This is a genomic window from Nonomuraea sp. NPDC049480 (genome assembly GCF_044465905.1).
Lineage (GTDB): Bacteria > Actinomycetota > Actinomycetes > Streptosporangiales > Streptosporangiaceae > Nonomuraea.
The window spans coordinates 237,905-263,116 of sequence record NZ_JBITMD010000015.1 but is presented as its reverse complement, the minus strand read 5'-3'; the positions used below and the strand labels follow the sequence as shown (position 1 = coordinate 263,116).

The window sequence follows — 25,212 nt, the reverse complement described above, 5'->3', positions numbered from 1 at the left end:
ACCGACATGAGCGACAAGCGGAGCACCGGCCCGAGCAGACGTGTCGTCCTTGGGACCGCCGCGGCGTTGCCCCTGATCGCGGCCACGCCCGCGGCGGCGGCGGCCAAGGGCTGGTCGTGGAGGCTGCTCACCGAGGGCGACGACGTGTGGCAGCGCAACTACTGGCGCGGCGGGGAGCAGTTCGACTTCCGGCTCGGTGGTGGCGGCTGCGTCCCGCAGATGCGGCACTGCCCGACCGGCTACCGGCCGCTGCTCTCGCCGACCTACGAGGGCGAGGAGACCGACCGGGTCATGCAGGCCGTCCTGTGGGGCCTGAACGTCGAAGCCGCGACCAACGTCCTCGACCGGCGCTGGAACGTCAACCAGGCGGGTACCCGTCCCGGCGCCTACCAGCGCACGGTGCGCGTCGAGCGGACCAGCTCCACCACCACCGACGTGTGGACCATCGCCGACAGGCAGTGGTACGCCGAACTCGCCGGCGACTTCGCGGGATCGGACGCCGTCCCGCAGCTCACCCGCTACACCAGGCTGTCCAACGGCGCGCTGGAGATCCGCCGCGTCATCCGGCTGCCCAAGGTCGTCAACGCCGGAGCGACGGTCGCCAACGTCGAGTTCTACCTGGAGAACTGGCTTCCGTTCCTGCGCTCCGCCGACGCCTTCACCGCCCTGGCCATGCGGCTCGACGCCAACGGCGACCCGAGCGAGTGGTACCGGGCGGGCCAGAACATCCCCTACTACCCGTGGACACCGACCAGCACCACCAGCGGCTACGCCATGGTCTACAAGGAAGGCGCGCACAGGACCACGCCCAACGTGGCCGTGGTCTTCTCCAAGAACCCGGGTACGAAGCACGCCACCTCGGCCGTGTTCGAGAACGTGCGCAACTCGATGGACTGGGACACCGGCATCGGCATCCTGCCCGGCGCCCACATCACCGGCGGGGAGGCGAACAGCATCCTGGACTACACGATCCGCATCGTGCCCAACGGCGGCACCAGCGCCGGCCTGGTCACCAACCTCAACGCACAGGTCGCCGCGATCCGGCCACCCGCCCTGTACGGCCCGGCGCACGCGCTGTCCGGCGAACTGGGCACCATCGCGGCGCGGCTACGCGGTTACCTGACCTCCGCCGAGGGAACGCGAACCAACCACCTCGCCCCGCTCCTTGTCTGAGTCCGGCCATCTCGATCCCGGCTATGGCGCACATGGCGTTGTCGTCCCGGAAGGGGATCGCCCTGAACTTGTTCTTAAACCAAATTCTTGGGCGTATGCCCTGGCCAGAGACTTACGGCATCTATCCGCGCATAGCGGACTGTGTCATTGTAGTTACGGCGTGTCGCCGTGACATGGTGCGGCCACCGTCTCATCTTCGCTGCGAACCGGACAGACAAGAAGGAGAGACGATGGCCGTGGCATCCATTGCGACACCAGCGCGACAGGTGTCCCGAAATCCGTCCCAGAAGACCTTCCCGACCGGGCGATGAGCGAGCTGTCGCACTTCCGACGGTGTCGGTTTCCGAAGTCGCGTGCACGGATATCAGGAGTCGTCGGCACACGCGCGCTGAGGGGCGGAGCGCCGACGGCGAAATGCCGGTCCAGAAGCTATCCGGCGGCCGAGCGGGTCTTCGGCACCCTGATGCCGCACCGCCGGCCCGCGACTACGAGACCCGATCGGCCGGCTCCGAGTCGATGATCTATTGGTCGATGACCGAGGACATGACCCGCCGCTTGACCGGAACGGCCACCCCGACCTGGCGCGATCCCGCACCAGGGGGTCACTTCGGGGCGTCACCCGTAGGGCGGATCGAGCGCCTGATGGCCGGCCGGACGGTGGTGATGGTGGCCCACCGGATGCGGACGGTCCAGCGTGCCGACCGCATCGCCTTCCTGGACGGTGGCCGGGTCGTCGAGGAGGGTGATCACGAGGAGCTGGTACGCCGCGGCGGCCGCTACGCCGATTTCCTCCACGTTGGTGCGGTAAGCTCCCGGTAGCAGCTAGCCAAATTTGGCTAGCGAAGTTCGGGAGGGTTCGATGAAGCCGGTACGGCTGCTGGTCCTGGGCGCGCTGCGCAGGCGCGGGCGCGCCCACGGCTACCAGGTCCGCGCGGATCTGGAGTCGTGGGGCGCGCACGAGTGGTCGACCGCCACCTCGGGCTCGGTCTATCACGCGCTCAAGAGCATGGCCGGTCAGGGCCTGCTGGTGACGCACGAGACGGTCGCCTCCGAGGCCGGGGGTCCGCCGCGGATCGAGTACGAGCTGACCCAGGAGGGCGAGCGGGAGTACCTCGACCTGCTGGGTCAGGCGCTGGCCGACCGCGAGCCGAGCCTGGACGTGCTGGGCGCCGCTGTCGGCCTCATCGAGGACCTTCCCCGGGAGCGGGCCCTGGAGTTGCTGCGCGAGCGGGCCCGCGCCATGCGCGAGTGGCGCACGAGCATCACCGCGTACCTGCCCGAGGGCACGGATCTGGCGACCTGGGGACCGGTGGGCGAGGTGCTGTCCCTGTGGCTGAGCACCGCCGACGCCGGCGCCCAGTGGACCGACCGAATGATCCGCCGCCTGGAAGAGGGCGCGTTCACCATGGCCGGCGAATAGGAGTTCCCCCGATGGCCAACGAGATCGCCATACCGCTGCTTCCCTGCCGCTCCATCGACGAGATGGCCGACTTCTACACGATGCTCGGTTTCCGCCGGACCTACTACCAGGTCCGGCCGAACCCGTACGTGTTGCTCAAGCGCGAGGATCTCCAGCTGGGCTTCTTCGGCATGCCGGAGGCGTTCAAGCCCGAAGACTCCTACGGGACCTGCGTGATCGTCGTGCCGGACACCGGAGAGCTGTTCGAGGCGTTCGCCGCGGGCATGCGCGCGGCGCACGGCAAGCTCCTGGTCTCCGGCATCCCCCGGATGACCCGGCCGCGCAGGCGGAAGAACGACGGCAACCACTCCGGCTTCGCCGTCATCGACCCCGGCGGCAACTGGATCCGCTTCATGGCCGCCCGCCCCCTGCCGGAGAAGGAGGAGGCCACGAGCAGGCTCACCACCTCGCTGAACCGGGCGGTCGTGATGGGCGACTCCCACGGCAATCACGAGCGGGCGGCCGAGATCCTGGACGGCGCCCTGAAGCGGGACAAGGACACCGCGTCGGCGGCCGAGCTGCTGGAGGCGCTGGTCTACCGGGCCGAGCTCGCCGTCCGCGCCAAGGACCACGCCGCCGCCGGGCACGCCCTGGCCCGGGCGCGCGCCCTCACCCTGACCGAGGCAGAACGCGAGCAGCTCGCCCAGTCCCTGGCGGCCATCGACGACCTCGAGGCCGTGCTAGGTCTCTGACCGGATACGGCGCTTGCGCGGGGCCGCCGAACGGGGCGGCCATCGCGACGTTCCCCTGCCGGGGGTCTACCAGCGTGCGCTGTCCGGCCTCGTATCGGGCGAACGGCTCCGCGACCCGCAGCAGCGAGCCGAACGGGCCACCCGGATCCTCGATGTGGCGGCCGGCCCCTGCTGCGCCACGGCTATCGACGAGTGACCATGGACGATGTGGCTGCCGGGGTGGGGCATCGGCAAAGGCAATGTCTATCTGCACTGGAAGACTCGCGAGCAACTGTTCGGCGCGGTTTTCGCGCGCGAGGTGCTCTCGGCGATGGACGAGCTGCGGCACGCGTTGCGGCAGGACCCGGAGGCGTGCCTGCTGCACCGCTTCGCGCGTATCTACTGCTCGCCGAACACGGGCTGCTCCGCGACGACATGCACGTCGATGAGATCGGCTACGCCTACCAGGCGACCTTCGAGGGCTTCCTGCGAGCCGAGGCCGACGCCCCCGCCGACGGCCGGGATCAGCGGGCGGACCTGCTCGCGCAGACCATCCGGCGGGCATTCGAGAGCGTGCCGACGGTCCCCGAGGCCACATTGCGCGACCTCGCCGCCGCCACCATCACCTTGCTCGGCGACGTGATCGACGCTGATCGTGGTGAATCCGGCATACCTGAGGCCTGAGCCTTACGGACGCAGGGAAGGGACCGCAAGGGTCGGTAGTCGCGGAGGTTGGCCGGATGCGATCATCGAGTGGGTGAGCGACTGCACCTTCTGCGAGATCGTGGCCGGTCGGTTGTCGTCCTATCGTGTCCTCGAGGACGAGCACACCCTGGCGTTCTTGAACATCAGACCCGCCTCTCGAGGACACACGTTGGTGGTTCCGCGTGTGCATGCGCGCGACGTGTGGGAGATATCCGAGGTCTCTCACGGCAAGGTCGCCGACATGGTGCATCGAGTCGCCGCTCTGCTGAAGACGGCCCTCGCCCCCGAGGGCGTGAACGTGAAGCACAACACGGGCGAGGCCGCCGGCCAGGACGTCTTCCACTTCCACGTGCATGTGGTCCCGCGCTGGCACGGCGACGACCTGCGTCTGACGTGGAGCTCCCCGTTGGCTCCGTCCCGCGAACTGGAACAGGTCTTGGAGCGGGTCACCGCAGGTCGCTGAGGTTCTTCTCGGCGAGGTGGTGGCCGACCGGCTGGAGGCCGGGCTGCCCGTCGCGAGGAAGTGGGCCAGCCAGCGGAAGTCACGGCGACGGTCGCGTCCTAAACCTGCCAGTGCCCGCTGCTCGATCCCTGCTTGGCTGGGCGCCCGCCTTCCACACGCACCGCCTGAACGGGAATCATGTCAACCACCACGCTCGCCCGGCCACGCTCCCTCATCAACTGGCTCGCGGTCATCTCGCTCATGCTGGGCATCTTCGCCATCGTCACCAGCGAAATCCTGCCCATCGGCCTGCTGACCGCCATCGGCGCCGACTTCGGCCTCTCCGACGGCGCCACGGGGCTGACCATGACACTGCCCGGCATCGTCGCCGCGGTCGCCGCACCCGCCGTCACGCTGACCACCGCGCGCCTGGATCGCCGCGTGATGCTGTGCCTCCTCATGGCGGTGCTCGCCGTGGCCGATGTGCTGGCTGCCGTGGCGACGTCCTACTGGGTCATGCTGATCTCCAGGGTGCTCGTCGGCCTCACGATCGGTGGCTTCTGGTCCATCGGGGCCGGGCTGGCCGGCCGCCTGATGCCGCCGCACGCCGTCGGCACCGCCACCGCTGTGATCTTCTCCGCCGTGCCGCTGGGCTCCGTGCTCGGCGTACCGGCCGGAACCTTCATCGGCAACCTCGCCGGCTGGCGAACCGCCTTCCTGGTCCTGGCCGCGCTGGCAATCCTGGTCCTGGCCGCCCTGCTGATGCTGCTGCCGCCGCTGCCCGCTCACCAGATCACCAGCCCTCGCGTCCTGCTCGAGCTGCTGCGTACCCGGGGCGCCGCCATCGCCTTGTTGGCCACCTTCCTCATCGTCTTGGCGCACTTCGGCACCTTCACCTACGTCACGCCCTTCCTCCAGGACGTCACCGGCCTGCATCCTGCGGTCGTCAGCGCTGTCCTGCTGGCGTACGGCATCGCGGGCATCGCCGGCAACTTCCTGGCCGGCAAGGCCACCGTCACACGCCTGCGAGCCGCTTTCGTGACCTGCGGCTGCCTGATCGCGGCCACCACCCTGCTGCTGCCCCCGGCCGGCGGCACAACCGCCGGCGCCGTCGTGTTGCTCGTGGTGTGGGGCCTGGCCTACGGAGGCGTGCCCGTCTGCTCGCAGGCATCGTTCATCACCGCCGCCCCTCACCTGCCCGAAGCCGCCACGGTGGTCTTCACCTCCTCGTTCCAGGCGACTTTCGCCCTCGGCGCGTTCCTCGGTGGCCGCGTTGTCGACGCCTTCTCGGTCTCCATCGTGATGATCTGCGGCGGGCTGACCGCTCTCCTCATGGCGGTATCCCTCTGGTCGCTCACCAAATCCCGCTGAGCCCGCGCCTTATGCATCCCGTCACGACGCCACACCGCCGACGAGGATTCGCCCGACGAGCGGTGAGGACGGTGGCGCCTTTGCGGTGGATCCGGTGGTTTGCTCGGCTAGGGTCGCTGGGTGGGAACTCGTCGCATGCCGGCCGCCGAGGTCGATGTCTCCTCAGATCTGGTTCGGCGGCTCTTGGCTGACCAGCATCCAGACCTTTCCCGCCTCCCCATCGAGATGATGTCCACCGGGTGGGACAACGTCATGTTCCGCGTCGGCCACGCACTGGTCGCCCGGCTGCCGAGGCGTGAGGTCGCCGCCAGGTTGCTGGTGCACGAACAGCGGTGGCTCCCACGTCTTGCGCCCCGGCTGCCGCTGCCGGTTCCCGCGCCTGTTCGGGTCGGGCAGCCAGGCCTTGGCTACCCGTGGCCCTGGGGTGTCGTCCCGTTCCTGCCCGGGCAGGTCGCCTCACGGAATCGGCCGGCTGATCCGGGAGACGCCGCGGTCAGCCTGGGCACGTTTCTGGGGGCTTTGCACACTCCCGCCGCCCCGGACGCGCCCGTCAACCCCTACCGCGGTGTCCCGCTCGCGGAGCGCCGCGCGGCGGTCGGCCAGAACCTGAGCATCGTGGGCGCCCTGGTCGACCATGAGGCCGTGATGCGCGTATGGGAGGTCGCGGTCGCGGCGCCGCGGTGGGACGGGCCCCCGACGTGGGTGCACGGCGACCTTCACCCCGCCAACATCCTGGTCCATGGCGGCCGGGTCAGCGGCGTGATCGACTTCGGTGACATCACCTCCGGCGACCCCGCCACGGACTTGTCCGTGGCCTGGATGCTCTTGCCTGCGGAATGCCACGACGCCTTCCGGAAGGCCTATCAAGCGGCGGGCGGGTACGCGGCGGGGGACGAGATCTGGGTACGGGCCAGGGGCTGGGCACTTGTGCTGTCGCTCGCGTTCCTGGCCCACTCGGCTGATAACCCCCAGATGGCGGAAATAGGCCATCACACCATCACTGCCGTGCTCGCGTAGCGTCATGAACAACGTCGCTCCGAGAGTGTCCGCCGTGTCGCTTCCGATCGTGTCGTCGCAGTCGGTCAGGAGATCGCGGATCCACCGCTACGGCAGGGCGGGCACGGCCGGCGCGGCGTCGGTCCAGCCGACCTGGAGCATGGTTTGGGTGCTGGTCTTGTTCAGGAACAGCTTGTCGTCGATCATGGACGTCTGTCTTTCTGACAGCAGGAGCATCGCGCCGGTGTCGATGATCAGGTCGGTCTTGGTGCCGATCTTGACCTTGGTCGCGTTGACCTTCTGACTGATGTCCGGGTGGTCGATCGAAAGGGCCGCGCCGGTTCTGCCCACGCTGTCCGTTGTCCTTCCCTGGGAGCGGACGCCAGGCATCGTCAGCAAGGCCTGGTAGGCCGCGGTGCGGACCTCCTTCGGCGCCGGAAGCCGGTGCAGCAGCGCAGGCAGCGCCCCGGTGACGTACCTGTCCACGGCGTTCTCCTGAACGCGTGAGACCTTCGCGGCCTCCGCGAGCCAGGACTTCAACCTGTTCGGGTCCGCGGGCAACCGCTGGACCTCGTCGTACGTCAGCCGCTGCCCGGCCAGAAAGAACGTGTTCTCGCCCCGCATCGGGGAGACGTGGCCTTTGCCCGGTTTCGTGGACAGCGACACGGTCTGGCCGTTGGCCGCGCGGGTCCACTTGGCCGGCGAGCCGTCGCGGTCCCACGCCTTCCGGTCCGCCGCGCTCTTCGGGTACGTCCCCAGCTGCCGGAATCCGACCCAGGATTTGCCGTCGGGCGTGGTCCACTCCTCGGAGAGCTGCTGCTCCACCACCCAGTAACGGTTGGCCCCGCTGCCGAGTTGGCGATGATGGGTTCTCTTGAACAGCACCTTCGTGTGCCAGTAAGCGCCTTCCGGCGGAGCCGACGTGGTGGCCGTGAGCCGCGCCTCCGGTGCCTTCGCGAGGCTCGGCAGGACCAGCAGCGCGGCGGCGCCCACGGCGGTCAGGCCGATTCCGACGGCGATCAGCGGCCGGACCCGTACGGTCGCGAGCTTCATGTGCTTCCTCCAGACATCCGAAATGACATCCCCCAATACGCCTGAGCGCCTGGCAAGGTTGCCTGCGGTACTCGGGCAACTGTTGGAGCCGTCGAGGCGTATTAGGGGGCGTGAAACGGGACAGAAAGCCGTGAGCGGCTCAGAGCACGACTTCGGCGCGTTCGTGGCCGCAAGAGCCACGACCCTGCTGCGGGTCGCCTACCTCGCCTGCGGAGACCAGGCGGAGGCGGAAGATCTGCTGCAGACGGCGCTGGAGCGTACCTACAGGAACTGGGACCGGGTGCAGCACGACAGCCCCGAGCCCTATGTGCGCCGCGTCATCATCAACGCCGCCATCAGCCGGGCCCGCCGCCGGGCGATCCTGAACATCATCCCGATGCGCGTCCCGCCGGAGACGCGGGCGCGCTCGGCCGACGTCGACTTACGCCACGTGCTCATGGAAGCGCTGCGCGACCTGCCTCCCCGGCAGCGCGCGGTGATCGTCCTGCGGTACTGGGAGGACCTCAGCGAGACGCAGACCGCGGAGGTGCTCGGCTGCACGCTCGGCACGGTGAAAAGTCAGGCGTCGAAGGCGATGGCCAAGCTGCGCACGGCCCTCGGCGAGGCATCTGTGGAAGGAGTGATCGGAAATGCCCATGCTTGAGGACCAGCTCCGCCAGATCATGGCGGACGAGACCGCGAGGCTGCATGCCGCGCCCGACCTCGTGGAGCGGGTCATGCGGTCCTCACGGCGGAAAAGGAGGCGGGGCAGGCTCGCGGCCCTGGCCGCATCGGTGGCCGTCGTCGCGGCAGCCCCCTTCTACCTGGCCGTGGCCCCGGGCGCCGTGCAGATGCCCGCCGTCTCCGAGACGCCGGATCCGCCCGCCATCGACGACACCCCGCCCATTCCGTCCGAGCCTCCCAGCCTCGGGGACCTGGGCGACGGGAGGGCGTTCGGACGCGTCAGGGTGGGTTACCTACCCGATGGCCTGCAGTGGTCTCACCGGTCCGTGGACTTCGGCGACAGGTACACGACCTCGTGGAACTACGACGGCGACAAGAACGGCTTCTACTGCGTCCAGATCTACGTGTACGAGGGCGAGGCCGTCCAGCAGGTCGACGACCGCGTGCAGATACACCGCGACGAAGGGGAGGGCGAAGAGGTGACCGTCGGCGACCGGACCGGCTACGCGGTCATCGAATCGGTTGGCGAGGACGGTATGAAGGGCACCCCCACGCTCATCCTGAACATGGGCGAGCGGCGGCGGGCCGAGATCATGTTCAGCCCCACGTACGCGAAGAAATTCCCCGGCGCCAAGGCCGTGGACGACGAGCTGAGGAAGATCGCTGAAGGGCTCACCGCCGACGACTAGCCAGTCCATCCCGCGCGGTCCTCCTCGGAAGAACACGACATTCCTGATCTCGCCGGCCTCGGGTGTTGCTGCCGCTGGAAGGCGCACTGGTCCTCGGGCGGCAAGTACTCCGCCGGACACCCGTAGTTGAGCGATCGCTTGAATCTGCCTTATGGTGGATTTAAGCAGTCGCTCAACAAGGGGGAGCGGGTATGACTGTCGCGGTCGTGGTCGGTGGCGGGATCGGAGGGCTGGCGGCGGCGATCGCGCTGCACCGGAGCGGGTGGCGGGTCACCGTGCTGGAGCGGGCCGGGGAGTTCGGGGAAATCGGGGCCGGGCTGGCGCTCTGGCCGAACGCCATGCGCGCGCTGGCCGCCCTGGGCCTGGCCGAGCGGGTACGCGCGATCGCCGGGGTGGAGACCGTGGGCGGGGTGCGGGATCGGGCCGGGCGGTGGCTGTCGAGGACGGACAACGCCGATGTCGCGCGACGGCACGGGTGGCCGTTGCTCATGGTGCACCGGGCCGAGCTGGTGCGGCTGCTGGTGGCGGCCCTGCCGGCGGAGCTGCTGCGGGCGGGCAGCGAGGTGCGGGCCGTGCGGCCGGACGGCGACGGGGTGGTGGTCGAGCACCGGGGCGGGTCGGTGCGGGCGGACCTGGTGGTGGCGGCCGACGGTGTACGCAGCCGGATGCGGCGGCAAGGCTGGCCGGAGGCGCAGGCGCCCCGGTACGCCGGATGCACGGCGTGGCGGATGGTGACCGAGCCGCTGGGCGGGCGGGGGGCCGAGGGAGCGCTGTTCTGGGGGCGGGGTGAGCGGATCGGGTTCGCGGCGCTGCCGGGAGGGAGGTTCTACTGCTTCGCCGCTGCACGGGTGCCCGAAGGGGGCGGGGAAGATCCGTACTCCGGGCTCATGCGCAGGTTCGGCGGCTGGCCCGATCCCGTCCCCGAGATGCTGGCGGCCGTGCCCGAGGACGCCGTGCTGCGTCACGACGTGTACGAGACGCCGCCGCCGGCCTCGTACGTCCGTGGCAGGGTCGCGCTGCTGGGGGACGCGGCGCACGCGATGGAGCCGACGCTGGGGCAGGGGGCGGGCACGGCGCTGGAGGACGCGGTCACGATCGCCGCCTGCCTGCGGGGGGAGCCGGACGTGGACGCGGCGCTCGCGCGGTACGACAGGGTGCGGCGGCCGCGTACCCAGGCGATCGCGCGCCGGACGGCCCGGCTGGGGGCGGCCGGCCTGGTCGCCTGGCCGCCGGGCGCCTGGTTACGCGACCTCGCCGCCCGGCTGGTTCCTCCCGGGGTGCTGCTGCGGTCGATGGATTCCGTCCTCTCGTGGACGCCGCCGGAGGTGGAGGAACGGGGCAGGTCAGACCTCGGGCCGGGGGGAGGGGCGGGGACCGGTGCCTGACTGGACGTACCAGCCGCTGCGGGGGATCGCGGGGGCGCTGCTGGGCGTGCGGAGGTCGCGGCGGGCCGCGCTGCGGGTGCTGGCCTGGACGGGGTCGCTGCCCGGCGGCGGGTGGGCGGTCGCGCGGCTGCTCGGGCACCGGCATCCGCCGCCGCACCTGGCGGGGAGGGTGCGCGGGGTCGCGGTGCGCAGCCGGTTGGGGGCGGCGGTGCCGCCGGGGGTGGCACGGGACGCCGTACGCGCGCTGCCGCCGCTCGGGGCGGGGCTCATCCTGGTGGAGCCGGTCGGGGCCGCGGAGGTGCCGCTGGTACGGGAGGCGGCGGCGGGCCGGCGGGTGCCGGTGCTGGCACGCACGGACGATCCGGCCGTCGCCGCCGCCCTGGCGCCGTACGTGGACGCGATCCTGCCGGCGAACGACCCGCAGATCGTTCATCCCGCCCCCGCCTCCGTCCGCATGGCGGCCCGCGCCCTCGCGAACCCCGCCAAAGCCGTCCTCGCCACACCGGCGCTGCTGATCGAGGCGGGCCCCGGGTGGTTCGGTCGGGTGATGGAGGCGGCGACCCCCACCGCGCCCGCGCCCTCGCCTCGGGACGTCGGCCGCGATCCCCGCCGGTGGCCTGCCTGGTGGTGGGGGCTGGTGGCCGGCGTCGCCATCGCGGTCGCCGGGCTCGTGGCCGCCGCGGTCGCGCTCGGGCCGGTGCTCCTCTGGTACGACCGCGCCTTCCTCGGCATGGACCGCGAGGCGCTGCACAACGTCAACCACCACCTGGTGCACTTCCTGCGCCACGACCGGATCACCCTGGCGGGCACGATGGTGGCCAACGGCGTCCTGTACGCGGGCCTGTCCGCCGGGGGCATCCGCCGCGGGTGGCCGTGGGCGCGCGAGGCGTACCTGGCCTCCGGGTGCATCGGGTTCGCCGCCGTGCTCTACCTCTTCGCCCACGGGTACGTGGAACCGCTGCACACGATGCTGGCCGTCGGGCTCCTCCCCGTGTTCGTGGCCGCGACCCGCCGGTCTCCGGATCGCCCGCGGTGGACGTACCGCCCGGAAGGCCCCGAACGCGAACGCCGCTCGGCGCTCACCGGCCAGCTCCTCATGGTGATCACCGGGACCGGGCTGTTCGCCGGCGGCGTGGCCGTGTCGGCCGTCGGCCTCACCGGGGTTTTCGTCGCGAGCGATCTGGAATTCCTGGGGACCGGGCCGGACGCGCTGCGGGCGGCCAACGCGCGGTTGTTGTCGTTCATCGCGCACGACAGGGCCGGGTTCGGCGGGGGGCTGATGGCGGCCGGCGCGGCGATCGCGCTGCTGAGCGCGTGGGGGTGGCGGCGCGGCGAGTCGTGGGTGTGGTGGACGCTGGCGCTCGCCGCCGTCGCCGGGTTCGCGCCCGCCGTCGCCGTCCACCTGGCCATCGGGTACGTCGACCTCTGGCACCTCGCGCCGGCCTACTTCGGGATGATCCTCACCGCGACCGCGTTGACGCTCTCCCGGCCGTACCTGTGTGCCCGATGAGGCTCCCGGGGCCCATCTTCACTGCTCCGAGGCGCGGCACATACGTACGTAGGCTCTCCGGGAATAGGTACCTATATGGGGAGTTCTCACGTGTCCTTGCGGCAGCTCACCGAGGCATTCTCGTGGTGTGAGCAATTGACGTTCACCGCAAGCGAGGAACGAAGAACCACACCATGGACCGGCATCAGCATCAGACTCCGCCAGTGGACGACCTCCGTGGCGAGGGCGCCGCCGGCGTGGCCTGCCGCTCGGAGCAGGGGAGCACCTTGGCCGAGGCGAGTGGCCGCGGCTCCGTGGTGAGCCGGGAGGCCTCGTGGTGGCTCTCGGCCGACCTCGTCTCCGCGCGCAGGGCACGCAGACTCACCCGTGAGACGCTGGCGGAGTGGGGCTTCGGGCACCAGATCGAGGTTGCCGAACTGCTGGTCAGCGAGTTGGTCGGCAACGCGCTGGGCCACGCGCGCGGGCAGGTTCGCCTCGGCTTCTCCGCCGCGGACGGGCGGCTGCGGTGCGAGGTGGAGGATGAGGACCCCGAGCTGCCGCGCATGCGTACCGTCGACGAGGACGCGGAGAGCGGGCGCGGGTTGTTCCTGGTCGACATGCTCTCCCGCTGCTGGGGCGGCGTTCCCACACCGCGCGGCAAGGCCATCTGGTTCGAGCTGCCGGATTTCGCCGAAGTCGACGTCGAGTCCCTGGAACCTCTGGAGGCGGTCGCCGCCTGAGCCCTGGGCTTTCCTGTCGCTCCCGGGACCGCGTGCGGATCGAGGCCAGGCGGCTTGCTAGTCTCACCCCGCGATCCACTTCACATCCTGCGCAGGAGCACCCTTGAGCATCGTCGCCAACGTTCTCGTCGCGCTCGTGGCGCTCCTGCACATCTACATCCTCGTGCTGGAGATGTTCCTCTGGCGGGCCCCGCTGGGGCGTAAGACCTTCAACCTGGACCAGGAGTTCGCCGACAGGTCCGCCGGGCTCGCCAAGAACCAGGGGCTCTACAACGGTTTCCTGGCCGCGGGCCTCGTGTGGGGACTCGTCGCGAGCGATCCTGTGGGATTCCAGGCGAAGGTCTTCTTCCTGGTCTGCGTGTTCGTCGCCGGAGCCTATGGAGCGGCGACCGTCAACAAGCGCATCCTGGTCGTCCAGTCGGTCCCCGCGCTGCTCGCCCTCATCCTGGTGGTCCTTTCCCGCTGAGTGCGAATGGCCAAGACGGCTGAAGGAAGGGATCACCCGGCGGGAGCGTCCCCGAACCGGCGCGCCGCCAGGTAGTCGGCCCAGCGGAGTATCGACGTGGTGACGTCCGGGATGGACAGCCCGTGGCGGGCGGCGAAGGCATGCGCCGGAGCCGTGGGGTAGCGGTCGCTCGAGAGGAACGTCAGGGTCTCCGGATCGGCCTTGGTGAGCCGCCGGGGCAGGCGCCTCACCAGGGCGACCGGGATCCGCACACGGGGAACCCTGACCTGGTAGTGCTTCGCGACCAGCGCGAGAAGGTCGGGCAGCGCGGGCGTGTCGTCGTCGAGCACCCAGTACGCGGCCCGCTCGGCGGTATCGTCCAGCGGGAGCAGGGTCATGAACCGGGCGAGGTGGTCGACCGGTATGACGGGGACGAAGGTCCCGGCGTTCCCCGGCAATGCTGCCATGGTGCCCTGCCAGATCTCCTTCACGCTCGACGCGAGGCCCAGGAACTGGTCGGACTCGCCGGTGACGCTGTCGCCGATCACGCTGGACGGATTGACGATCGACCACGGGACGCCCAGCCGGTCCGCGGTGGCCTGGAAGATCGCATCCGCCTCGACCTTGGACGCCTCATACGCCCCCAGGGTCTCGTACGTCTTCCGCCGCCGCTCATCACTCCAGGGGATCAGCGCCGGATCCTGCCCGCCCACCCGGTAGCCGGATACGTGAACCAGGCGGCGCAGGCCGGTCAGCCGCGCCGCGAAGGTGACGATCGCGTGGACGCCGTCGACGTTGGCGCGACGGGCCTCGTCCGCCGGCATGCCGAATCGGTAGGCGCCGGCACAGTTGTAGATCTCGGTGACGTCTTCCCATCCGGCCGGCTCGCCTTGGACCACCGACGGCGCGTCGAAGTCGACCCGAAGGTCGGCCGGGGCCGCGTTGTGCCCGTGATCCGCCAACCACCGGGCGAGCCGCCGGTACGACTCGCGGCTCCGGCTCGCCGCGCTCACCCGTACGCCGGCCCGGCCGAGCTCAAGGATGAGATGCCGCCCGATGAAGCCGGTCGCGCCGAACACCAGTGCGTGCCGCTCCGCCGGGCTCACGGCGACGTCTCCGCGATCTCGGTGGCGCGCTGGTCCACGAGCACGGTGAGGGCGTGGGCGGCGCAGCGCAGCGGCTCCACCGAACGCTGGGCACGTGACACGATCATCGCTCCTTCGACCATGCTGACCACGGCCGTCGCCAACGTGCGGGCCGCGGCAGGCGGATGGCCGTGAGCGATGAGGTACTCGGTCACGGGCGTGATCCAGGACTCGAAGGCGTTCGCGCACGCGTCCCGCAGCCGCTCGCTCTGCGCGCCCATCTCCAGAGTGACCACCGAGACCGGGCAGCCCAGCTGGAAGTCGCTGTCCGTGAGGATCCCGGTCAGTACGCCGATCACGCGCGCGATCATGTCGCCCGGGGTCTCCGGCTCCGAGGCCGAGTCGATCACGAGTGCGCGGAACCGGGCCGCCGCCAGCTCTATGGCCTTCTCGCCGAGCGCCTCCTTCCCCTCGGGAAAGTGGAAGTACAACGACCCCTTGGGGGCGTGCGCGTGCTCCACCACGGTATTGAGGCCCGTGCCGCTGTAGCCGCGGGCCTGGATCAGGTCGAGCATCGACTCCACCAGCCGTGCGCTGGTCATGGCGCCCTTTGTTCCGAACATAGGCTGATAATAGACCAGTCTACATATTTTTCGCCACAAGTCGGGCGACTCGGCGTCGCCGGTCGCGTACCGTCAGCCCGGCGTGACCCAGGTGGTGACGTCCACGTCGCGCGGGTTGACGAGCTCCGAGAGCACGACCGAGGAGGTGGTCTCGCCGAGGCTGCCGAGCTCCTCCAGCACCTGCTCCAGGTGGCGGGCGTCGCGGACGGCGATCGTGAGCTCGTAGCAGTTGTGGCCGGTCACATGGACGCAGGACAACACGTGCGCGGTCGCCAGGAGGCGTTCGCGGAGCCGGTTCGCGTCCTTCTTGGAGCGGTATCGGGGGCGCAGGGCGACCCTGGCCTGGAGGCCAAGCCCGAGGCGGCCGAGGTCGACGTGGGCGCCGTAGCCCTGGATCACGCCGCTGTCCTCCAGCCGGCGGAGGCGCTCGGCGGCCGCGGAGCGGCTCAGCGAGACGCGGCGGCCCAGTTCGGCCAGGCTGATCCGGCCGTCCTGGGACAGCTCGCGGAGGATCCGCATGTCGATGGGATCAAGGGCCGGCGGTTCGACGGCGTACACGGGTGAAGTCCTCCGGATCGATGATCAAAGCTCTTGTATGCCTTCACTTTGGCATGTCTCGCGGGCAGGTTGACGGCATAGCGTTTCAGCCCATGAAGGCGACTGTTCTGCAGGGCGTGGGAGAAATCCGGCTGGTCGATCTACCTGACCCGGTGCTCCGCGAGCCCACTGACGCGGTGGTACGGGTGCGGCTGGCGGCCGTGTGCGGGTCCGATCTGTGGCCTTACCGAGGGCAGGAGGCGTTCCGCGCCGGTGATCGGATGGGGCACGAGTGGATCGGGACCGTGGAGGAGACGGGGTCGGAGGTCACGCGGCTGCGGAAGGGGGATCTTGTGGTGGCGCCGTTCGCGTTCGCCGACGGTGACTGCCCGGCGTGCCGCGACGGCGTTCCCACGTCCTGCGGGCGGGGCGGGTTCTGGGGCGGCGGGAATGACGGGGGTCAGGCGGAGGCCGTACGGGTGCCGTTCGCCGACGCGACGCTGGTGCCCATCCGCTCCGACGTCGACGACGACCTCGCCCGCCGGCTGCTGCCGCTGACCGACGTCATGGCGACCGGGCACCATGCCACGGTCCTGGCCGGAGTGGTCCGGGGCGGGACCGTGGTGGTGATCGGCGACGGCGCGGTCGGCCTGTGCGCCGTGCTGGCCGCCCGCCGGGCCGGGGCCGAGCGGATCATTTCCGTCGGCCGTCACCCGGAGCGGGCGGAGCAGGCCCGGCGGTTCGGCGCCACCGACGTCCACCACGCCGACGATCCGGAGACCGCCGGTCTGATCGTCGAGTACACCGGCGGCGGGGCCGCTTCGGTGGCCGAATGCGCCGGCACCCAGTCCGCTCTCGACCTCGCACTGGCCGTGACGCGTCCCGGCGGCGTCATCGGGTCGGTAGGGGTGCCCAACGGGATCGAGCGAGTGGACCTCTACCGGTTCTTCCGGGCGAACGTCGGCCTGCGGGCGGGGGTCGCGCCGGTCCGGGTCTACCTCGACGCGCTCATCGCCGACGTCCTGGCCGGGACCCTCGATCCGGCGCCCGTCCTCACCGCGGAAATGGCGCTGCACGATGTCGCCGACGCCTACCAGGTCATGGACCGGCGCAAGGCGATCAAGGTCGCGGTCCGGCCCGCCGGGGGGAGCGGTTGACGTACAGCGCGCCGCCTCCCGGCCGCAGCACGTTCTGCTCCACCGACCTGCGGGAACCGCCGGACACGCGTCGTGGCCTGCTTCCGCGACAAGCTCTACGACGGGGCGAACATGCGGAGGGTCGCGGGCAGCACGACGACGTTCGGGCCCGGTGTCCGCAGTGCCTCGGCGAGGTCGCGTTCCAGGTCTTCCGGAGTGGTGCGGCAGGCGGGCACGCCGAAGGCCGCCGCGAGGGCGACGAAGTCGGGTCTGGCCAGCTCGGTTCCGGTGGCGGCGCCGAACGCGTCGGTCATGTACTCGCGCAGGATGCCGTAGCCGCCGTCGTCCACGATCAGCCACGTCACGTCGAGGTCGTGCTGGCGGAGGGTGGCCAGCTCGGCCAGGCCGTACAGCGCGCCCCCGTCGCCGGAGACCGCCAGCACCGGCCCGCCGGTGGCGGCGGCCGCGCCGAGTGCCGCGGGGAGCCCGTAGCCGAGCCCGCCCGCGCCCTGCGCCGACTCCATCGGCCGCGGCCAGGCCGACCAGGCCCAGTACGCGAGGATCGTCATGTCCCAGAAGCTCAGCGCCTCCGGGGGCAGCGCGCGTTCCACGGCCGCGAGCACCGCCCGTTCGAGCGCGAGGTCCTGCGCGTCGAGCCGCCCGGCGACCCGCGCGAGCACGTCGCGGACGGCGGCGCGGCTCACCGCGCCATGGTCGACGTCCCCGCCGGCTCCCGCCCCCGCGTCCTTGACGGCCCGCGCCAGTGCCTCCAGGGCGAGCCGGGCGTCCGCGTGGACGGCCAGCGCCGGGTGGTTGGACTCGAGCTTGCCCAGGTCGGCCTCTATCTGGACGACCCGCCCGCGCGGCCGCATCGTGTGGTAGTTGCTGGACAGCTCGCCCAGCCCGGACCCGGCCACCAGCAGCACGTCGGCGTCCTCCAGGAACGCCGTCAGGTGCCGATCCTCCAGCCACGACCGCAGCGACAGCGGGTGCTCCCAGGGGAAGACGCCCTTCGCGCCGAACGTCGTGGCGACCGGCGCGTCCAGCGTCTCGGCCAGCTCCAGCAGGGCCGCCTGGGCGCCGGCCCGGGCCACCCCGCCACCGGCCAGGATCACCGGCGAAGCCGCCCCGGCCAGCAGCTCCGCCGCCGCGGCCACGAGCTCGGGCCGGGGGCCGAGCGGTCGCGGCGCCACCCGGAGCCCGGTGACCACGGGAATCGCGGTCTCGCCGAGCAACACGTCCTGCGGGATCTCCACCCAGACAGGACCCGCGGGCGCGGTGAGCGCGACCTCCCACGCCGCGGCCAGCGCCGACGGGATCTGGCCCGCCGCGCGCACCACGTGGACGGACTTCACGACGTCCCTGAAGGACGCGGCCTGGTCCGGCAGCTCGTGCAGGTAGCCCTTGCGGCCGCCGCCCAGCCCGTCGGCGGGGATCTGGCTGCTGATGCCCAGGACGGGGACGCTCGCCGTACGGGACTCCATGAGCGCGGGCAGGGTGCCCAGCGCGCCCGGGCCGGTGGAGACCATGAAGGGGGTCACCGAACCGGTCGCGCGGGCGTGGCCGTCGGCGGCGAACGCGACGCTCAGCTCGGTACGGCAGCCCACGTACGACAGTGTGGACCTGCGCAGCGCGTCGAACAGGCCGAGCGCGTGCTGACCCGGCTCGCCGAACACCGTGGTCGCGCCGAGCGCGGCCAGCGACTCGGCGACCAGGTCGCCGCCCGTCCTCCTCATTGCTCCTCCTAAAGGACCTTGGCGAGGAACGCCTGGGTTCTCTGGTGCCGTGGATTGGCGATCAGCTCGCCGGCCGGTCCGGTCTCCACGACCATCCCGTCGTCCATGAAGGCGACCTGATCGGCGACCTCGCGGGCGAACCCGATCTCGTGCGTCACCACGACCATCGTCATCCCGGCCCCGGCCAGGTCCTTCATCACGTCGAGGACCTCGCCGACGAGCTCGGGGTCGAGCGCGCTGGTCGGCTCGTCGAACAACATCAGCTTCGGCCGCATGGCCAGCGCCCTGGCGATCGCGACCCGCTGCTGCTGGCCGCCGGACAACTGGGCGGGGTAGTGACCCGCCCGCTCCTCCATGCCGACCCGCCGCAGCAGGTCGAGCGCCTCCTGCCGGACGGCCTCACGCGGGCGGCCGAGCACGTGCCGGGGCGCCTCCATGACGTTCTCCAGCGCCGTACGGTGCGGGAAGAGGTTGAAGCGCTGGAACACCATGCCGATGTCGCGCCGCTGGTCGGCGACCTCGCGGGGGCGCATCTCGTACTTCTTCCCGCCCGAGCGGCGGTAGCCGACCAGGTGGCCGTCGACCCAGATCTCTCCGGCGTCCAGCCGTTCGAGGTGGTTCACGCAGCGCAGGAACGTCGACTTGCCCGAGCCCGACGGGCCGAGCAGGCACACCACCTGACCGGGGAGCACGGTCAGGTCGATGCCCTTGAGCACCTCGACCTTCCCGAAGCTCTTGCGTACGGCCCTGGCGACGAGCAGCGGCATCACGTCGCTCATGCGTGGCCTCCGAGGCGTCGTTCGAGCCGGGACTGGGCGAAGGTCAGCAGCGTGGTCAGCACGAGGTACCAGACGCTGGCCACGATCAGCAGCGGGATCTGCTGGAAGTTGCGTCCGTAGATGAGCTGGGCGCTGGTCAGCAGGTCCGGCAGGCCGATGACCAGCACCAGCGAGGTGAGCTTGAGCATCGAGATCGTCTCGTTCGCGGTCGGCGGCACGATCACCCGCCCGGCCTGGGGCAGGATGACCCGCCGGTAGACGAGAGCGGGCCGCATGCCGAGCGCCTCGGCGGCCTCGCGCTGCCCGCGGTCGACCGAGCCGATGCCCGCCCGGACGATCTCGGCCATGTACGCGGCCTCGTTCAGCCCGAGCCCGAGTATGGCCGCGGTGAACGGCGTGATCAGCGTGTTGACCGGGGCCGAGAAGAATTCCGGCCCGAACGGGACGCCGACGCTGATCCGCGGCATCACCGCGCCGAGGAAGAACCAGAACAGCAGCTGCACGAGGATGGGCGTGCCGCGGAAGAGCCACACGTACGCGGCGGCGACCCAGCGGAGCAGCGGGTTGTCCGACAGCCGCATGATCGCCAGAGCGGTGCCGAGCACGACGCCCACCAGCATGGCGAGCACCGTCAGCTCGATCGTGAGCAGCAACCCGCGCATGATCGACCGCTCGAAGAGGTAGCCCGCCACGAGGTCGAGCCGGAGCGCCGGGGTGGTCACCACGAAGCTGACCGCCATCGCGGCCAGCACCACGAGCACCGCCGCGGCCGCCCACCGGCCGGGCCGCCGCAGCGGCACGATGGGCTCGGCCGCGTGCTCCTGGAACCCGGTCATGCGCCCGCGTTGATCGCGGCGTCCTTGAACGCCTGCGCCTGCAGATTCCACTTGGCCAGCAACTGGTCGTAGGTGCCGTTCGCGATGAGCTTCTTCAACGCGCCCTGGACGGCGTCACGCAACTGCGGCTTGTTCTTCGGCACGGGGATGCCGACGGGCAGCGGGTCGATCGCGCTCACCGCGACCTCGAACTGCTGAGGCGCCTGCTTCACGCTGTAGGCCAGGGTGAGGTCCAGCGCGGCGACCATGTCGGCCCGCTTGGACTGCAGGGCTTGCACGGCGCTCGCCTGGTCGGGGAACGGGACCTTCTCCACGGCCGGCTTGCCCGCGTCGGCGCACTTCTTCGTGACGTCGTCCACGAGCAGGTCCCCGGTCGCGGCCTTCTCGACGGCGACCCTCTTGCCGCACATGTCGAGGACCTCCTTGACGCCCTGCGGGTTGCCCTTTGCCACCATGAGCGCCGACCCGGACTTGAGGTAGTCGACGAAGTCCACCTGCTGCTGGCGTTCCTTCTTGTCGAGCATGCTGGTCAGGCCCAGGTCGTAGCGGCCGGCGTTGAGTCCGCCGATGATGCCGTCGAAGTTGACGTTCTCGAAGGCGAACTCGACGCCCAGCACCTCGCCGAGCGCCTTGCCCAGGTCGGCGTCGAACCCGAGCACGGTCTTGTTGTCGGTGTCGAAGAACTCCATGGGCGGGAAGGACACGCCGGAGGCCACCCGTACCTTGCCGGCCTGCTGGATGTCCGCCGGGAGCAGCTTGGCGATCGCCTCGTCCTTCGCGCCGGCCGAGATCTGGGTCTTGGGCGCCGCCGTGGTCTCGTCGGGCGCGGCGCAGCCGGCGAGAGCCAATCCGCTGAGGAGGGTGCCAAGGAGATTGAGGGCGAGTGCTCTTCTCATGTCGTGCCCGTGCCTTCCCGTGCAGGTAGATGGGTTCGAGTGTGGGGGCGGCACGGCCGACCTTCAATCGGGGCAGCCCTGAAGACGCGCCATATCCTTTGTGGGTGACCACAAAGGTGTCCGTGGAGGACCTGCTGCGTTCCCCCGCTCTCCAGCTGCGGCTGCTGGCCGGCGAGGCGGGACTGGGGCGGTCGGTGTCGTGGGCGCACGTCAGCGAGCTCGACGACCCCACACCCTGGCTGCTCGGCGCGGAGGTCATCATGACGACGGGGATCGCGGTCCCGCGCTCGGCCGCCAGGCAGCGCGCCTACCTGGAACGACTCGACGACGCGGGTGTCTCCGCGCTGGCCCTGTCGGCGCAGCTGCACGTGCCGCCGCTGCATCAGGCATTCTTCCAGGCCGCCGAGGAGCGGGGGATGCCCGTGCTGGAGGTGCCGCTGGCCGTGCCGTTCATCGCGATTGCCCAGGAGGTGGCCGCGGCCGTGCAGGAGGACGCCAGGCAGCGTCTCGGCGCGCAGCTCCAGGTGTTCGGCGCGCTGCGGTGGCTGGCGGCCGAGGACCTCGACACGGCCACGCTGTTCAAGCGCCTGGAGCGGCTGTCCGGCTACGAGGTCTACCTGTGCACGCCGCAGGGACGGCCGCTGCTGCCGGGCGTGCCGGTGCCCGACCTCGCCGTGCTCCCGTCCGCGCCGGAGGCGCCGCCCACCATTCCCGGCGGCTTCGTCCTGCCCGTGCCCGCGCCGGGCGGCCCCGCGGGCTTCCTCGTCGCCTTCGAACGCCAGGGCGCCAGACCGGCCGGACTGGCCGTCGTGCAGCACATCGCCACGGTGGCCGCGCTGCAGGTGGCCATGGCCCGCCACGAACGCGAGACGCTGCGCCGCCAGGGCGCGGAAACCCTGTCCGAGCTGCTGCAGGACGTCCTCGAGCCGGCCACGGCGCGGCGCCGCCTGATCAGGATGGGCCTGCCGGTGGACGCCGAGTCGGCCCTTTTCGTGATCAGGAACGTGCCCGACGAGGCCATCCACCGGGCGCTGGACGACCAGCCGCACCTGATGCTCCGCAGGGGCGACGACCGGTACGTGCTCGGCTCACCCGCAATCGACGCGGAGGTCGCCGCGCTGCCGGGCGTCGCGGCGGGCATGAGCAGGCCGTTCCCGGCGGGGGAGTCCCTGCAGATCCCCAAGCGGGAGGCGGTGTGGGCGGCGTCCACGGCGGCCGAGTCGGGGCGCGCCCTGGTCCACTACGGCGACGACACCACCGGCAGGTGGCTGCCCGACGACCCGTGGGCGCTCACCGCGCTGGTCGAGAACGTGCTCGGCAAGGTGCTCGCGTACGACTCCGCGCACGGCTCCCACCTCCTGACCTCCGTACGCACCTGGATGGAACGCGACCGGCGCACCGAGGACGCGGCCGCCGCGCTGCACATCCATCCCAACACGCTGGCGTACCGGCTGCGCAGGTTCGCCGAGCTGACCGGCCGCGACCTGTCGTCCACCGCCGTGTTCGCCGAGGTCTGGCTGGCCCTGCGGGCCGGCCGCCAGCTCGGCCTCATGGACTGACCGGCCGGGAACCCCGGCGTGCGGAACGCGGAGGGCGGCTTGCCTAGCGGGGGGACAGGCGGAAGACGCGCAGTTCGCGGCCGGAGCGCTCGGTGTAGCCCTGGTACAGCGGCCAGAAGCGGATGAGGGACTGCCAGGCCTGGTCGCGGTCGGCGTCCGTCAGCAGGGTGGCCGTCACGGGGATGACGCGGCCCCGGAACTTCACCGTGGCCTGCGGGGTCTTCAGCAGATTGCCGCTCCACGCGGGGTGGTGGTCTCTGCCGAAGTTGCTGCCGACCACGAGGAACGTGCCGCCGTCCTCGGGCAGGCAGGCGAGCGGGCTCTCCCGGAGCTGTCCGCTCTTGCTGCCGGTCGTGGTGAGCAGCAGGTGGGGGATCATCTGGTCGCCCATGAGCACGCGGCCGCCGGTCATGCGGTTGACCAGGCGGTCGAGGGGCGGCACGATCTTGGGCGCGACCTTGGCGAAGCCCCTGGTGCCCGCCAGCCACTGGAAGAACGGGCGCAGCGCGGCGCTGACGCGTGCCCTGGCTCCGCCGCTGGACTGCTGCTGTTCGACCACGATGACCTCACGTTCGGGTGACGGTAGCGCTGCGGAGAAAGGATAGAACCCTAGCAAGCGTTTGGTCTACTGGTGGCCGCCTGCTTCGCGTGCCGTCTGCTCCAGTCGGTTCCGGTAGGTCTCCCACCACGCCCGGTCGCCCGGCGGCATGTTGTCGTTGTCCGCCCGCAGGCCGGCGGCGCCGTCGATCATCTCCCGGACGACGTCGGCGTGGCCGGCGTGCCGTTGGGTCTCGGCGACCATGTGGGCGAGGACGCGGTGCAGTGTGACCTCGCGGCGCTCCGGCTGCCACCAGGGGACGTGGCCGACAGCATCCAGCGCCAGCGCCTCGATCGTCGCGTCCGCGTGCGCCCAGGCTCGGTGGTAGAGGGCGATGATCTGCTCGCGGGACTCGTCGGCGGTCGCCCACATGTCCGCGTTGGGCTCCGCGCCCTCCTCGAACCAGGGCAGCGGCTCGCCCGACGGGCGGTCGAAGGTCTCGCCGAAGTAGCCGAACTCGACGCTGGCCACGTGCTTGACCAGGCCCAGCAGGTTGGTGCCTGTCGGGGTCATGGGGCGGCGGACGTCGTACTCGGAGAGCCCGTCGAGCTTCCACAGCAGGGCCTCGCGGGCGGTCTGCAGGTAGTGGTGGAGTTCTGCTTTCGGGTCCGATCGGGTCATGCCGGACATGATCTCATCATTCATCTCCGCCGGCGGCTCCGAGCCCGGCCCGCCACAGGATTTGACCCGCGGTCCGCTAGCGGTGGGGCCACATCGCGTTGAGGCGGTCCGCGGTGGCGTGGTACGCCTCCTCGATCGCCGGCGTGAGCACCACGTCGGCGCCGGGGCCCGCGGCGGCCAGGCGTTCGCGCAGCACGATGGACTCGGCCGTGTCGGCCAGGTCCAGCAGGCCGCTGATGCCGGCCGCGGCGGCCACGAGGTCGGCGCCGCAGGACTCCAGGGCCTCGCGTACCACGCCTTCGCGCACCGCGCCCTTGCCCAGCGCGGCGGCCGCCGCCGAGAGCGTCGCCACGTCGACCGGGTCGACGTCCACCACACGCAGCGGGACGTGCTCGGCCCGGCGGCCGGGGGCGTAGAGCCGGCCCGCCAGCCTGGCGGCGGCCGCGCGGTGGCCCTGGCTCGGCGCGAGCGCCCGCCACAACCGCTGGAGGGAGGTCAGCGCTGAGCCGTTGGCCAGCGGACCGGGCAGCGCCGCGCCGGCCTCCTCGGCGGCGTCCAACGTCAGCAGCAGTCTCTCCAATTCCTCGACCGCGTGGGCCAGGTCCTCGCCCAGATCGGGTACCAGGACCGCGCGGGGTCCCGGACCGCTCATGCGTCACTCTCTGTGAGCTTGCCGGGCGGACGGGGTAAGCATGTGCGAGCCTCGACGGCAGCGCCGGCCGGGGTGTGAGCCGGGGGAGGCGGGTGCGGCAGGGTTGTCACATTCGTGAGGGTACGCCGCACTTCTGGCTGTTGCCTGTCTCTATGGTGCTTTCTGTTCGTACATCCGATACGGGACCGTGCGAGGGTGACGGAAGGGACAGCCCGTTGTGACGGGCTGTCACGTCGTCCGGCTCCGGGCCGGCGATGGAGCTCAGGAAGGCGGTGGCGGCTGGGACCGTGCCGGATGGGCGGCGTCGTACGCGGCGACCGCGCGCTTGCCCGCGGTCATCCGCCACGCCTGCTCCAGCAGCGCCCCGATCTCCGCCCAGTCCTGCTCGGCCTCATGCAGCTCGACCCCGACCCAGGCCTTGACGTAGGCGGGCCGGAAGTAACGCGCCGGGTCGGCCGCCATCAGCGTCTCCAGCTCGCCCGGCGGCGCCTTCACGCACAGGGCGAGCCGGCCGTCGCCGTGGTGGTCGACGAGCAACCACGCGATCCGCTTGCGGCCCAGCAGCAACCCGACATGCCCGAACGAGTCCTCCGCCACCACCCCGGGCAGCCCTTCGACCAGCTCGGCCAGCCGCTCGCGCACCCGCCCGACGTCCGCGTCCGTCCAACCGCCTGCCATGCCCGGCAGCCTAGCCCCGGGCACCGACGTTTCGGGTTCCGGCGCGATGGAGACCGCACCACCAGCGGGTACGGCCGGGTGGCCGGCGGGTCTTGCTGGGGAATCGGGGGCGCGGCTAGGGTTCATGTCAATATTTAGGAAGGTTTCTTAACACGGTGGTGATCGCGGTGTCCCGACTGGGTGTGCTGGCCGTCC

General features: G+C 71.1%; 28 protein-coding genes. 15 read left to right on the top strand and 13 right to left on the bottom strand.

Annotation, left to right across the window (positions count from 1 at the left end):
• Positions 1-6 precede the first annotated feature (6 nt).
• Entirely contained in the window at positions 7-1,173 is a 1,167-nt protein-coding gene (locus ACIBX3_RS36700; RefSeq protein ID WP_397125121.1) for a hypothetical protein, read from the top strand.
• A 615-nt stretch (positions 1,174-1,788) separates the two neighbouring features.
• Here the strand turns inward: ACIBX3_RS36700 and ACIBX3_RS36695 are convergent.
• Positions 1,789-1,968 carry a hypothetical protein gene (locus ACIBX3_RS36695; protein ID WP_397125120.1) on the bottom strand — a complete coding sequence of 60 codons (180 nt, stop codon included), beginning with the start codon at positions 1,966-1,968 and terminating at the stop codon, positions 1,789-1,791.
• Between the two features lie 64 nt (positions 1,969-2,032).
• Here ACIBX3_RS36695 and ACIBX3_RS36690 point away from each other — a divergent pair, with 64 nt between their 5' ends.
• The 6 genes from ACIBX3_RS36690 (at position 2,033) to ACIBX3_RS36665 (ending at position 6,838) form a co-directional block, all read left to right on the top strand.
• A complete protein-coding gene (locus ACIBX3_RS36690) occupies positions 2,033-2,593 on the top strand; it encodes a PadR family transcriptional regulator (protein WP_397125119.1) in 561 nt (186 codons plus the stop codon).
• A gap of 11 nt (positions 2,594-2,604) precedes the next feature.
• Positions 2,605-3,324 (top strand): VOC family protein, encoded by a 720-nt coding sequence (locus ACIBX3_RS36685; protein ID WP_397125118.1) that lies wholly within the window; start codon positions 2,605-2,607, stop codon positions 3,322-3,324.
• A gap of 351 nt (positions 3,325-3,675) precedes the next feature.
• Positions 3,676-3,987: a hypothetical protein gene (locus tag ACIBX3_RS36680; protein ID WP_397125117.1), complete on the top strand. Its 312-nt coding sequence runs from the start codon at positions 3,676-3,678 to the stop codon at positions 3,985-3,987.
• 73 nt (positions 3,988-4,060) lie between these two features.
• Positions 4,061-4,471: an HIT family protein gene (locus tag ACIBX3_RS36675; RefSeq protein WP_397125116.1), complete on the top strand. Its 411-nt coding sequence runs from the start codon at positions 4,061-4,063 to the stop codon at positions 4,469-4,471.
• Between the two features lie 177 nt (positions 4,472-4,648).
• A complete protein-coding gene (locus tag ACIBX3_RS36670) occupies positions 4,649-5,821 on the top strand; it encodes an MFS transporter (protein WP_397125115.1) in 1,173 nt (390 codons plus the stop codon).
• A gap of 120 nt (positions 5,822-5,941) precedes the next feature.
• Positions 5,942-6,838, top strand: a complete 897-nt coding sequence (locus tag ACIBX3_RS36665; protein WP_397125114.1) for an aminoglycoside phosphotransferase family protein — start codon at positions 5,942-5,944, stop codon at positions 6,836-6,838.
• An 87-nt stretch (positions 6,839-6,925) separates the two neighbouring features.
• Here ACIBX3_RS36665 and ACIBX3_RS36660 read toward each other — a convergent pair whose 3' ends face one another.
• Positions 6,926-7,870, bottom strand: a complete 945-nt coding sequence (locus tag ACIBX3_RS36660; protein ID WP_397125113.1) for a hypothetical protein — start codon at positions 7,868-7,870, stop codon at positions 6,926-6,928.
• A gap of 130 nt (positions 7,871-8,000) precedes the next feature.
• Here ACIBX3_RS36660 and ACIBX3_RS36655 point away from each other — a divergent pair, with 130 nt between their 5' ends.
• The 6 genes from ACIBX3_RS36655 (at position 8,001) to ACIBX3_RS36630 (ending at position 13,302) form a co-directional block, all read left to right on the top strand.
• Complete coding sequence (locus ACIBX3_RS36655; RefSeq protein WP_397125112.1) at positions 8,001-8,513, top strand: SigE family RNA polymerase sigma factor; 513 nt, start codon at positions 8,001-8,003, stop codon at positions 8,511-8,513.
• On the top strand, positions 8,500-9,222 hold the full coding sequence (locus ACIBX3_RS36650) for a hypothetical protein (RefSeq protein WP_397125111.1): 723 nt from the start codon (positions 8,500-8,502) through the stop codon (positions 9,220-9,222). Before ACIBX3_RS36655 ends, ACIBX3_RS36650 begins: the two co-directional genes overlap by 14 nt.
• Positions 9,223-9,413: 191 nt before the next feature.
• Positions 9,414-10,607: an FAD-dependent monooxygenase gene (locus tag ACIBX3_RS36645; RefSeq protein ID WP_397125110.1), complete on the top strand. Its 1,194-nt coding sequence runs from the start codon at positions 9,414-9,416 to the stop codon at positions 10,605-10,607.
• Positions 10,600-12,117: a hypothetical protein gene (locus tag ACIBX3_RS36640; protein WP_397125109.1), complete on the top strand. Its 1,518-nt coding sequence runs from the start codon at positions 10,600-10,602 to the stop codon at positions 12,115-12,117. Before ACIBX3_RS36645 ends, ACIBX3_RS36640 begins: the two co-directional genes overlap by 8 nt.
• A gap of 203 nt (positions 12,118-12,320) precedes the next feature.
• Positions 12,321-12,836: an ATP-binding protein gene (locus ACIBX3_RS36635; RefSeq protein WP_397125108.1), complete on the top strand. Its 516-nt coding sequence runs from the start codon at positions 12,321-12,323 to the stop codon at positions 12,834-12,836.
• 103 nt (positions 12,837-12,939) lie between these two features.
• Entirely contained in the window at positions 12,940-13,302 is a 363-nt protein-coding gene (locus ACIBX3_RS36630; RefSeq protein ID WP_397125107.1) for a DUF1304 domain-containing protein, read from the top strand.
• Positions 13,303-13,334: 32 nt separating this feature from the next.
• Here ACIBX3_RS36630 and ACIBX3_RS36625 read toward each other — a convergent pair whose 3' ends face one another.
• The 3 genes from ACIBX3_RS36625 to ACIBX3_RS36615 all read right to left on the bottom strand — a co-directional run bounded on the left by ACIBX3_RS36625 (position 13,335) and on the right by ACIBX3_RS36615 (position 15,547).
• Complete coding sequence (locus tag ACIBX3_RS36625; protein ID WP_397125106.1) at positions 13,335-14,387, bottom strand: SDR family oxidoreductase; 1,053 nt, start codon at positions 14,385-14,387, stop codon at positions 13,335-13,337.
• A complete protein-coding gene (locus ACIBX3_RS36620) occupies positions 14,384-14,989 on the bottom strand; it encodes a TetR/AcrR family transcriptional regulator (protein ID WP_397125105.1) in 606 nt (201 codons plus the stop codon). Before ACIBX3_RS36620 ends, ACIBX3_RS36625 begins: the two co-directional genes overlap by 4 nt.
• Positions 14,990-15,061: 72 nt before the next feature.
• Positions 15,062-15,547 (bottom strand): Lrp/AsnC family transcriptional regulator, encoded by a 486-nt coding sequence (locus tag ACIBX3_RS36615; protein ID WP_397125104.1) that lies wholly within the window; start codon positions 15,545-15,547, stop codon positions 15,062-15,064.
• Between the two features lie 92 nt (positions 15,548-15,639).
• On the opposite strand from ACIBX3_RS36615, the gene ACIBX3_RS36610 reads away from it, so the two are divergent.
• Positions 15,640-16,683, top strand: coding sequence for an alcohol dehydrogenase catalytic domain-containing protein (locus ACIBX3_RS36610; RefSeq protein ID WP_397125103.1), 1,044 nt, complete (start codon positions 15,640-15,642; stop codon positions 16,681-16,683).
• 95 nt (positions 16,684-16,778) lie between these two features.
• On the opposite strand, the gene ACIBX3_RS36605 is transcribed toward ACIBX3_RS36610, so the two are convergent.
• The 4 genes from ACIBX3_RS36605 to ACIBX3_RS36590 are packed head-to-tail and all read right to left on the bottom strand — an operon-like array spanning position 16,779 to position 20,909.
• Positions 16,779-18,398 (bottom strand): thiamine pyrophosphate-binding protein, encoded by a 1,620-nt coding sequence (locus ACIBX3_RS36605; RefSeq protein WP_397125102.1) that lies wholly within the window; start codon positions 18,396-18,398, stop codon positions 16,779-16,781.
• A gap of 8 nt (positions 18,399-18,406) precedes the next feature.
• A complete protein-coding gene (locus ACIBX3_RS36600; RefSeq protein ID WP_397125101.1) occupies positions 18,407-19,177 on the bottom strand; it encodes an amino acid ABC transporter ATP-binding protein in 771 nt (256 codons plus the stop codon).
• Complete coding sequence (locus ACIBX3_RS36595; RefSeq protein ID WP_397125100.1) at positions 19,174-20,013, bottom strand: amino acid ABC transporter permease; 840 nt, start codon at positions 20,011-20,013, stop codon at positions 19,174-19,176. Before ACIBX3_RS36595 ends, ACIBX3_RS36600 begins: the two co-directional genes overlap by 4 nt.
• Entirely contained in the window at positions 20,010-20,909 is a 900-nt protein-coding gene (locus tag ACIBX3_RS36590; protein WP_397125099.1) for an ABC transporter substrate-binding protein, read from the bottom strand. The genes ACIBX3_RS36595 and ACIBX3_RS36590 overlap by 4 nt, the downstream gene beginning before the upstream one ends.
• Positions 20,910-21,013: 104 nt before the next feature.
• Between ACIBX3_RS36590 and ACIBX3_RS36585 the strand changes: the two genes are divergently transcribed.
• Entirely contained in the window at positions 21,014-22,468 is a 1,455-nt protein-coding gene (locus tag ACIBX3_RS36585) for a PucR family transcriptional regulator (protein WP_397125098.1), read from the top strand.
• 43 nt (positions 22,469-22,511) lie between these two features.
• Here ACIBX3_RS36585 and ACIBX3_RS36580 read toward each other — a convergent pair whose 3' ends face one another.
• From ACIBX3_RS36580 to ACIBX3_RS36565, 4 genes are all read right to left on the bottom strand, one after another.
• On the bottom strand, positions 22,512-23,027 hold the full coding sequence (locus ACIBX3_RS36580) for a nitroreductase family deazaflavin-dependent oxidoreductase (RefSeq protein WP_397125097.1): 516 nt from the start codon (positions 23,025-23,027) through the stop codon (positions 22,512-22,514).
• 66 nt (positions 23,028-23,093) lie between these two features.
• Positions 23,094-23,687 carry a DinB family protein gene (locus ACIBX3_RS36575; protein WP_397125096.1) on the bottom strand — a complete coding sequence of 198 codons (594 nt, stop codon included), beginning with the start codon at positions 23,685-23,687 and terminating at the stop codon, positions 23,094-23,096.
• A gap of 76 nt (positions 23,688-23,763) precedes the next feature.
• Positions 23,764-24,339 carry a hypothetical protein gene (locus ACIBX3_RS36570; protein ID WP_397125095.1) on the bottom strand — a complete coding sequence of 192 codons (576 nt, stop codon included), beginning with the start codon at positions 24,337-24,339 and terminating at the stop codon, positions 23,764-23,766.
• Positions 24,340-24,600: 261 nt separating this feature from the next.
• Positions 24,601-25,017: an MmcQ/YjbR family DNA-binding protein gene (locus ACIBX3_RS36565; protein ID WP_397125094.1), complete on the bottom strand. Its 417-nt coding sequence runs from the start codon at positions 25,015-25,017 to the stop codon at positions 24,601-24,603.
• Positions 25,018-25,212: the final 195 nt, after the last annotated feature.

Coding starts and splice junctions, on each gene's coding strand:
- ACIBX3_RS36685 (WP_397125118.1), top strand. CDS start 2,605: ATGGCCAACGAGATCGCCATACCGCTGCTTCCCTGCCGCTCCATCGAC.
- ACIBX3_RS36620 (WP_397125105.1), bottom strand. CDS start 14,989: ATGTTCGGAACAAAGGGCGCCATGACCAGCGCACGGCTGGTGGAGTCG.
- ACIBX3_RS36690 (WP_397125119.1), top strand. CDS start 2,033: ATGAAGCCGGTACGGCTGCTGGTCCTGGGCGCGCTGCGCAGGCGCGGG.
- ACIBX3_RS36575 (WP_397125096.1), bottom strand. CDS start 23,687: ATGACCCGATCGGACCCGAAAGCAGAACTCCACCACTACCTGCAGACC.
- ACIBX3_RS36650 (WP_397125111.1), top strand. CDS start 8,500: ATGCCCATGCTTGAGGACCAGCTCCGCCAGATCATGGCGGACGAGACC.
- ACIBX3_RS36610 (WP_397125103.1), top strand. CDS start 15,640: ATGAAGGCGACTGTTCTGCAGGGCGTGGGAGAAATCCGGCTGGTCGAT.
- ACIBX3_RS36700 (WP_397125121.1), top strand. CDS start 7: ATGAGCGACAAGCGGAGCACCGGCCCGAGCAGACGTGTCGTCCTTGGG.
- ACIBX3_RS36570 (WP_397125095.1), bottom strand. CDS start 24,339: ATGAGCGGTCCGGGACCCCGCGCGGTCCTGGTACCCGATCTGGGCGAG.
- ACIBX3_RS36670 (WP_397125115.1), top strand. CDS start 4,649: ATGTCAACCACCACGCTCGCCCGGCCACGCTCCCTCATCAACTGGCTC.
- ACIBX3_RS36595 (WP_397125100.1), bottom strand. CDS start 20,013: ATGACCGGGTTCCAGGAGCACGCGGCCGAGCCCATCGTGCCGCTGCGG.
- ACIBX3_RS36645 (WP_397125110.1), top strand. CDS start 9,414: ATGACTGTCGCGGTCGTGGTCGGTGGCGGGATCGGAGGGCTGGCGGCG.
- ACIBX3_RS36605 (WP_397125102.1), bottom strand. CDS start 18,398: ATGAGGAGGACGGGCGGCGACCTGGTCGCCGAGTCGCTGGCCGCGCTC.
- ACIBX3_RS36660 (WP_397125113.1), bottom strand. CDS start 7,870: ATGAAGCTCGCGACCGTACGGGTCCGGCCGCTGATCGCCGTCGGAATC.
- ACIBX3_RS36565 (WP_397125094.1), bottom strand. CDS start 25,017: ATGGCAGGCGGTTGGACGGACGCGGACGTCGGGCGGGTGCGCGAGCGG.
- ACIBX3_RS36600 (WP_397125101.1), bottom strand. CDS start 19,177: ATGAGCGACGTGATGCCGCTGCTCGTCGCCAGGGCCGTACGCAAGAGC.
- ACIBX3_RS36590 (WP_397125099.1), bottom strand. CDS start 20,909: ATGAGAAGAGCACTCGCCCTCAATCTCCTTGGCACCCTCCTCAGCGGA.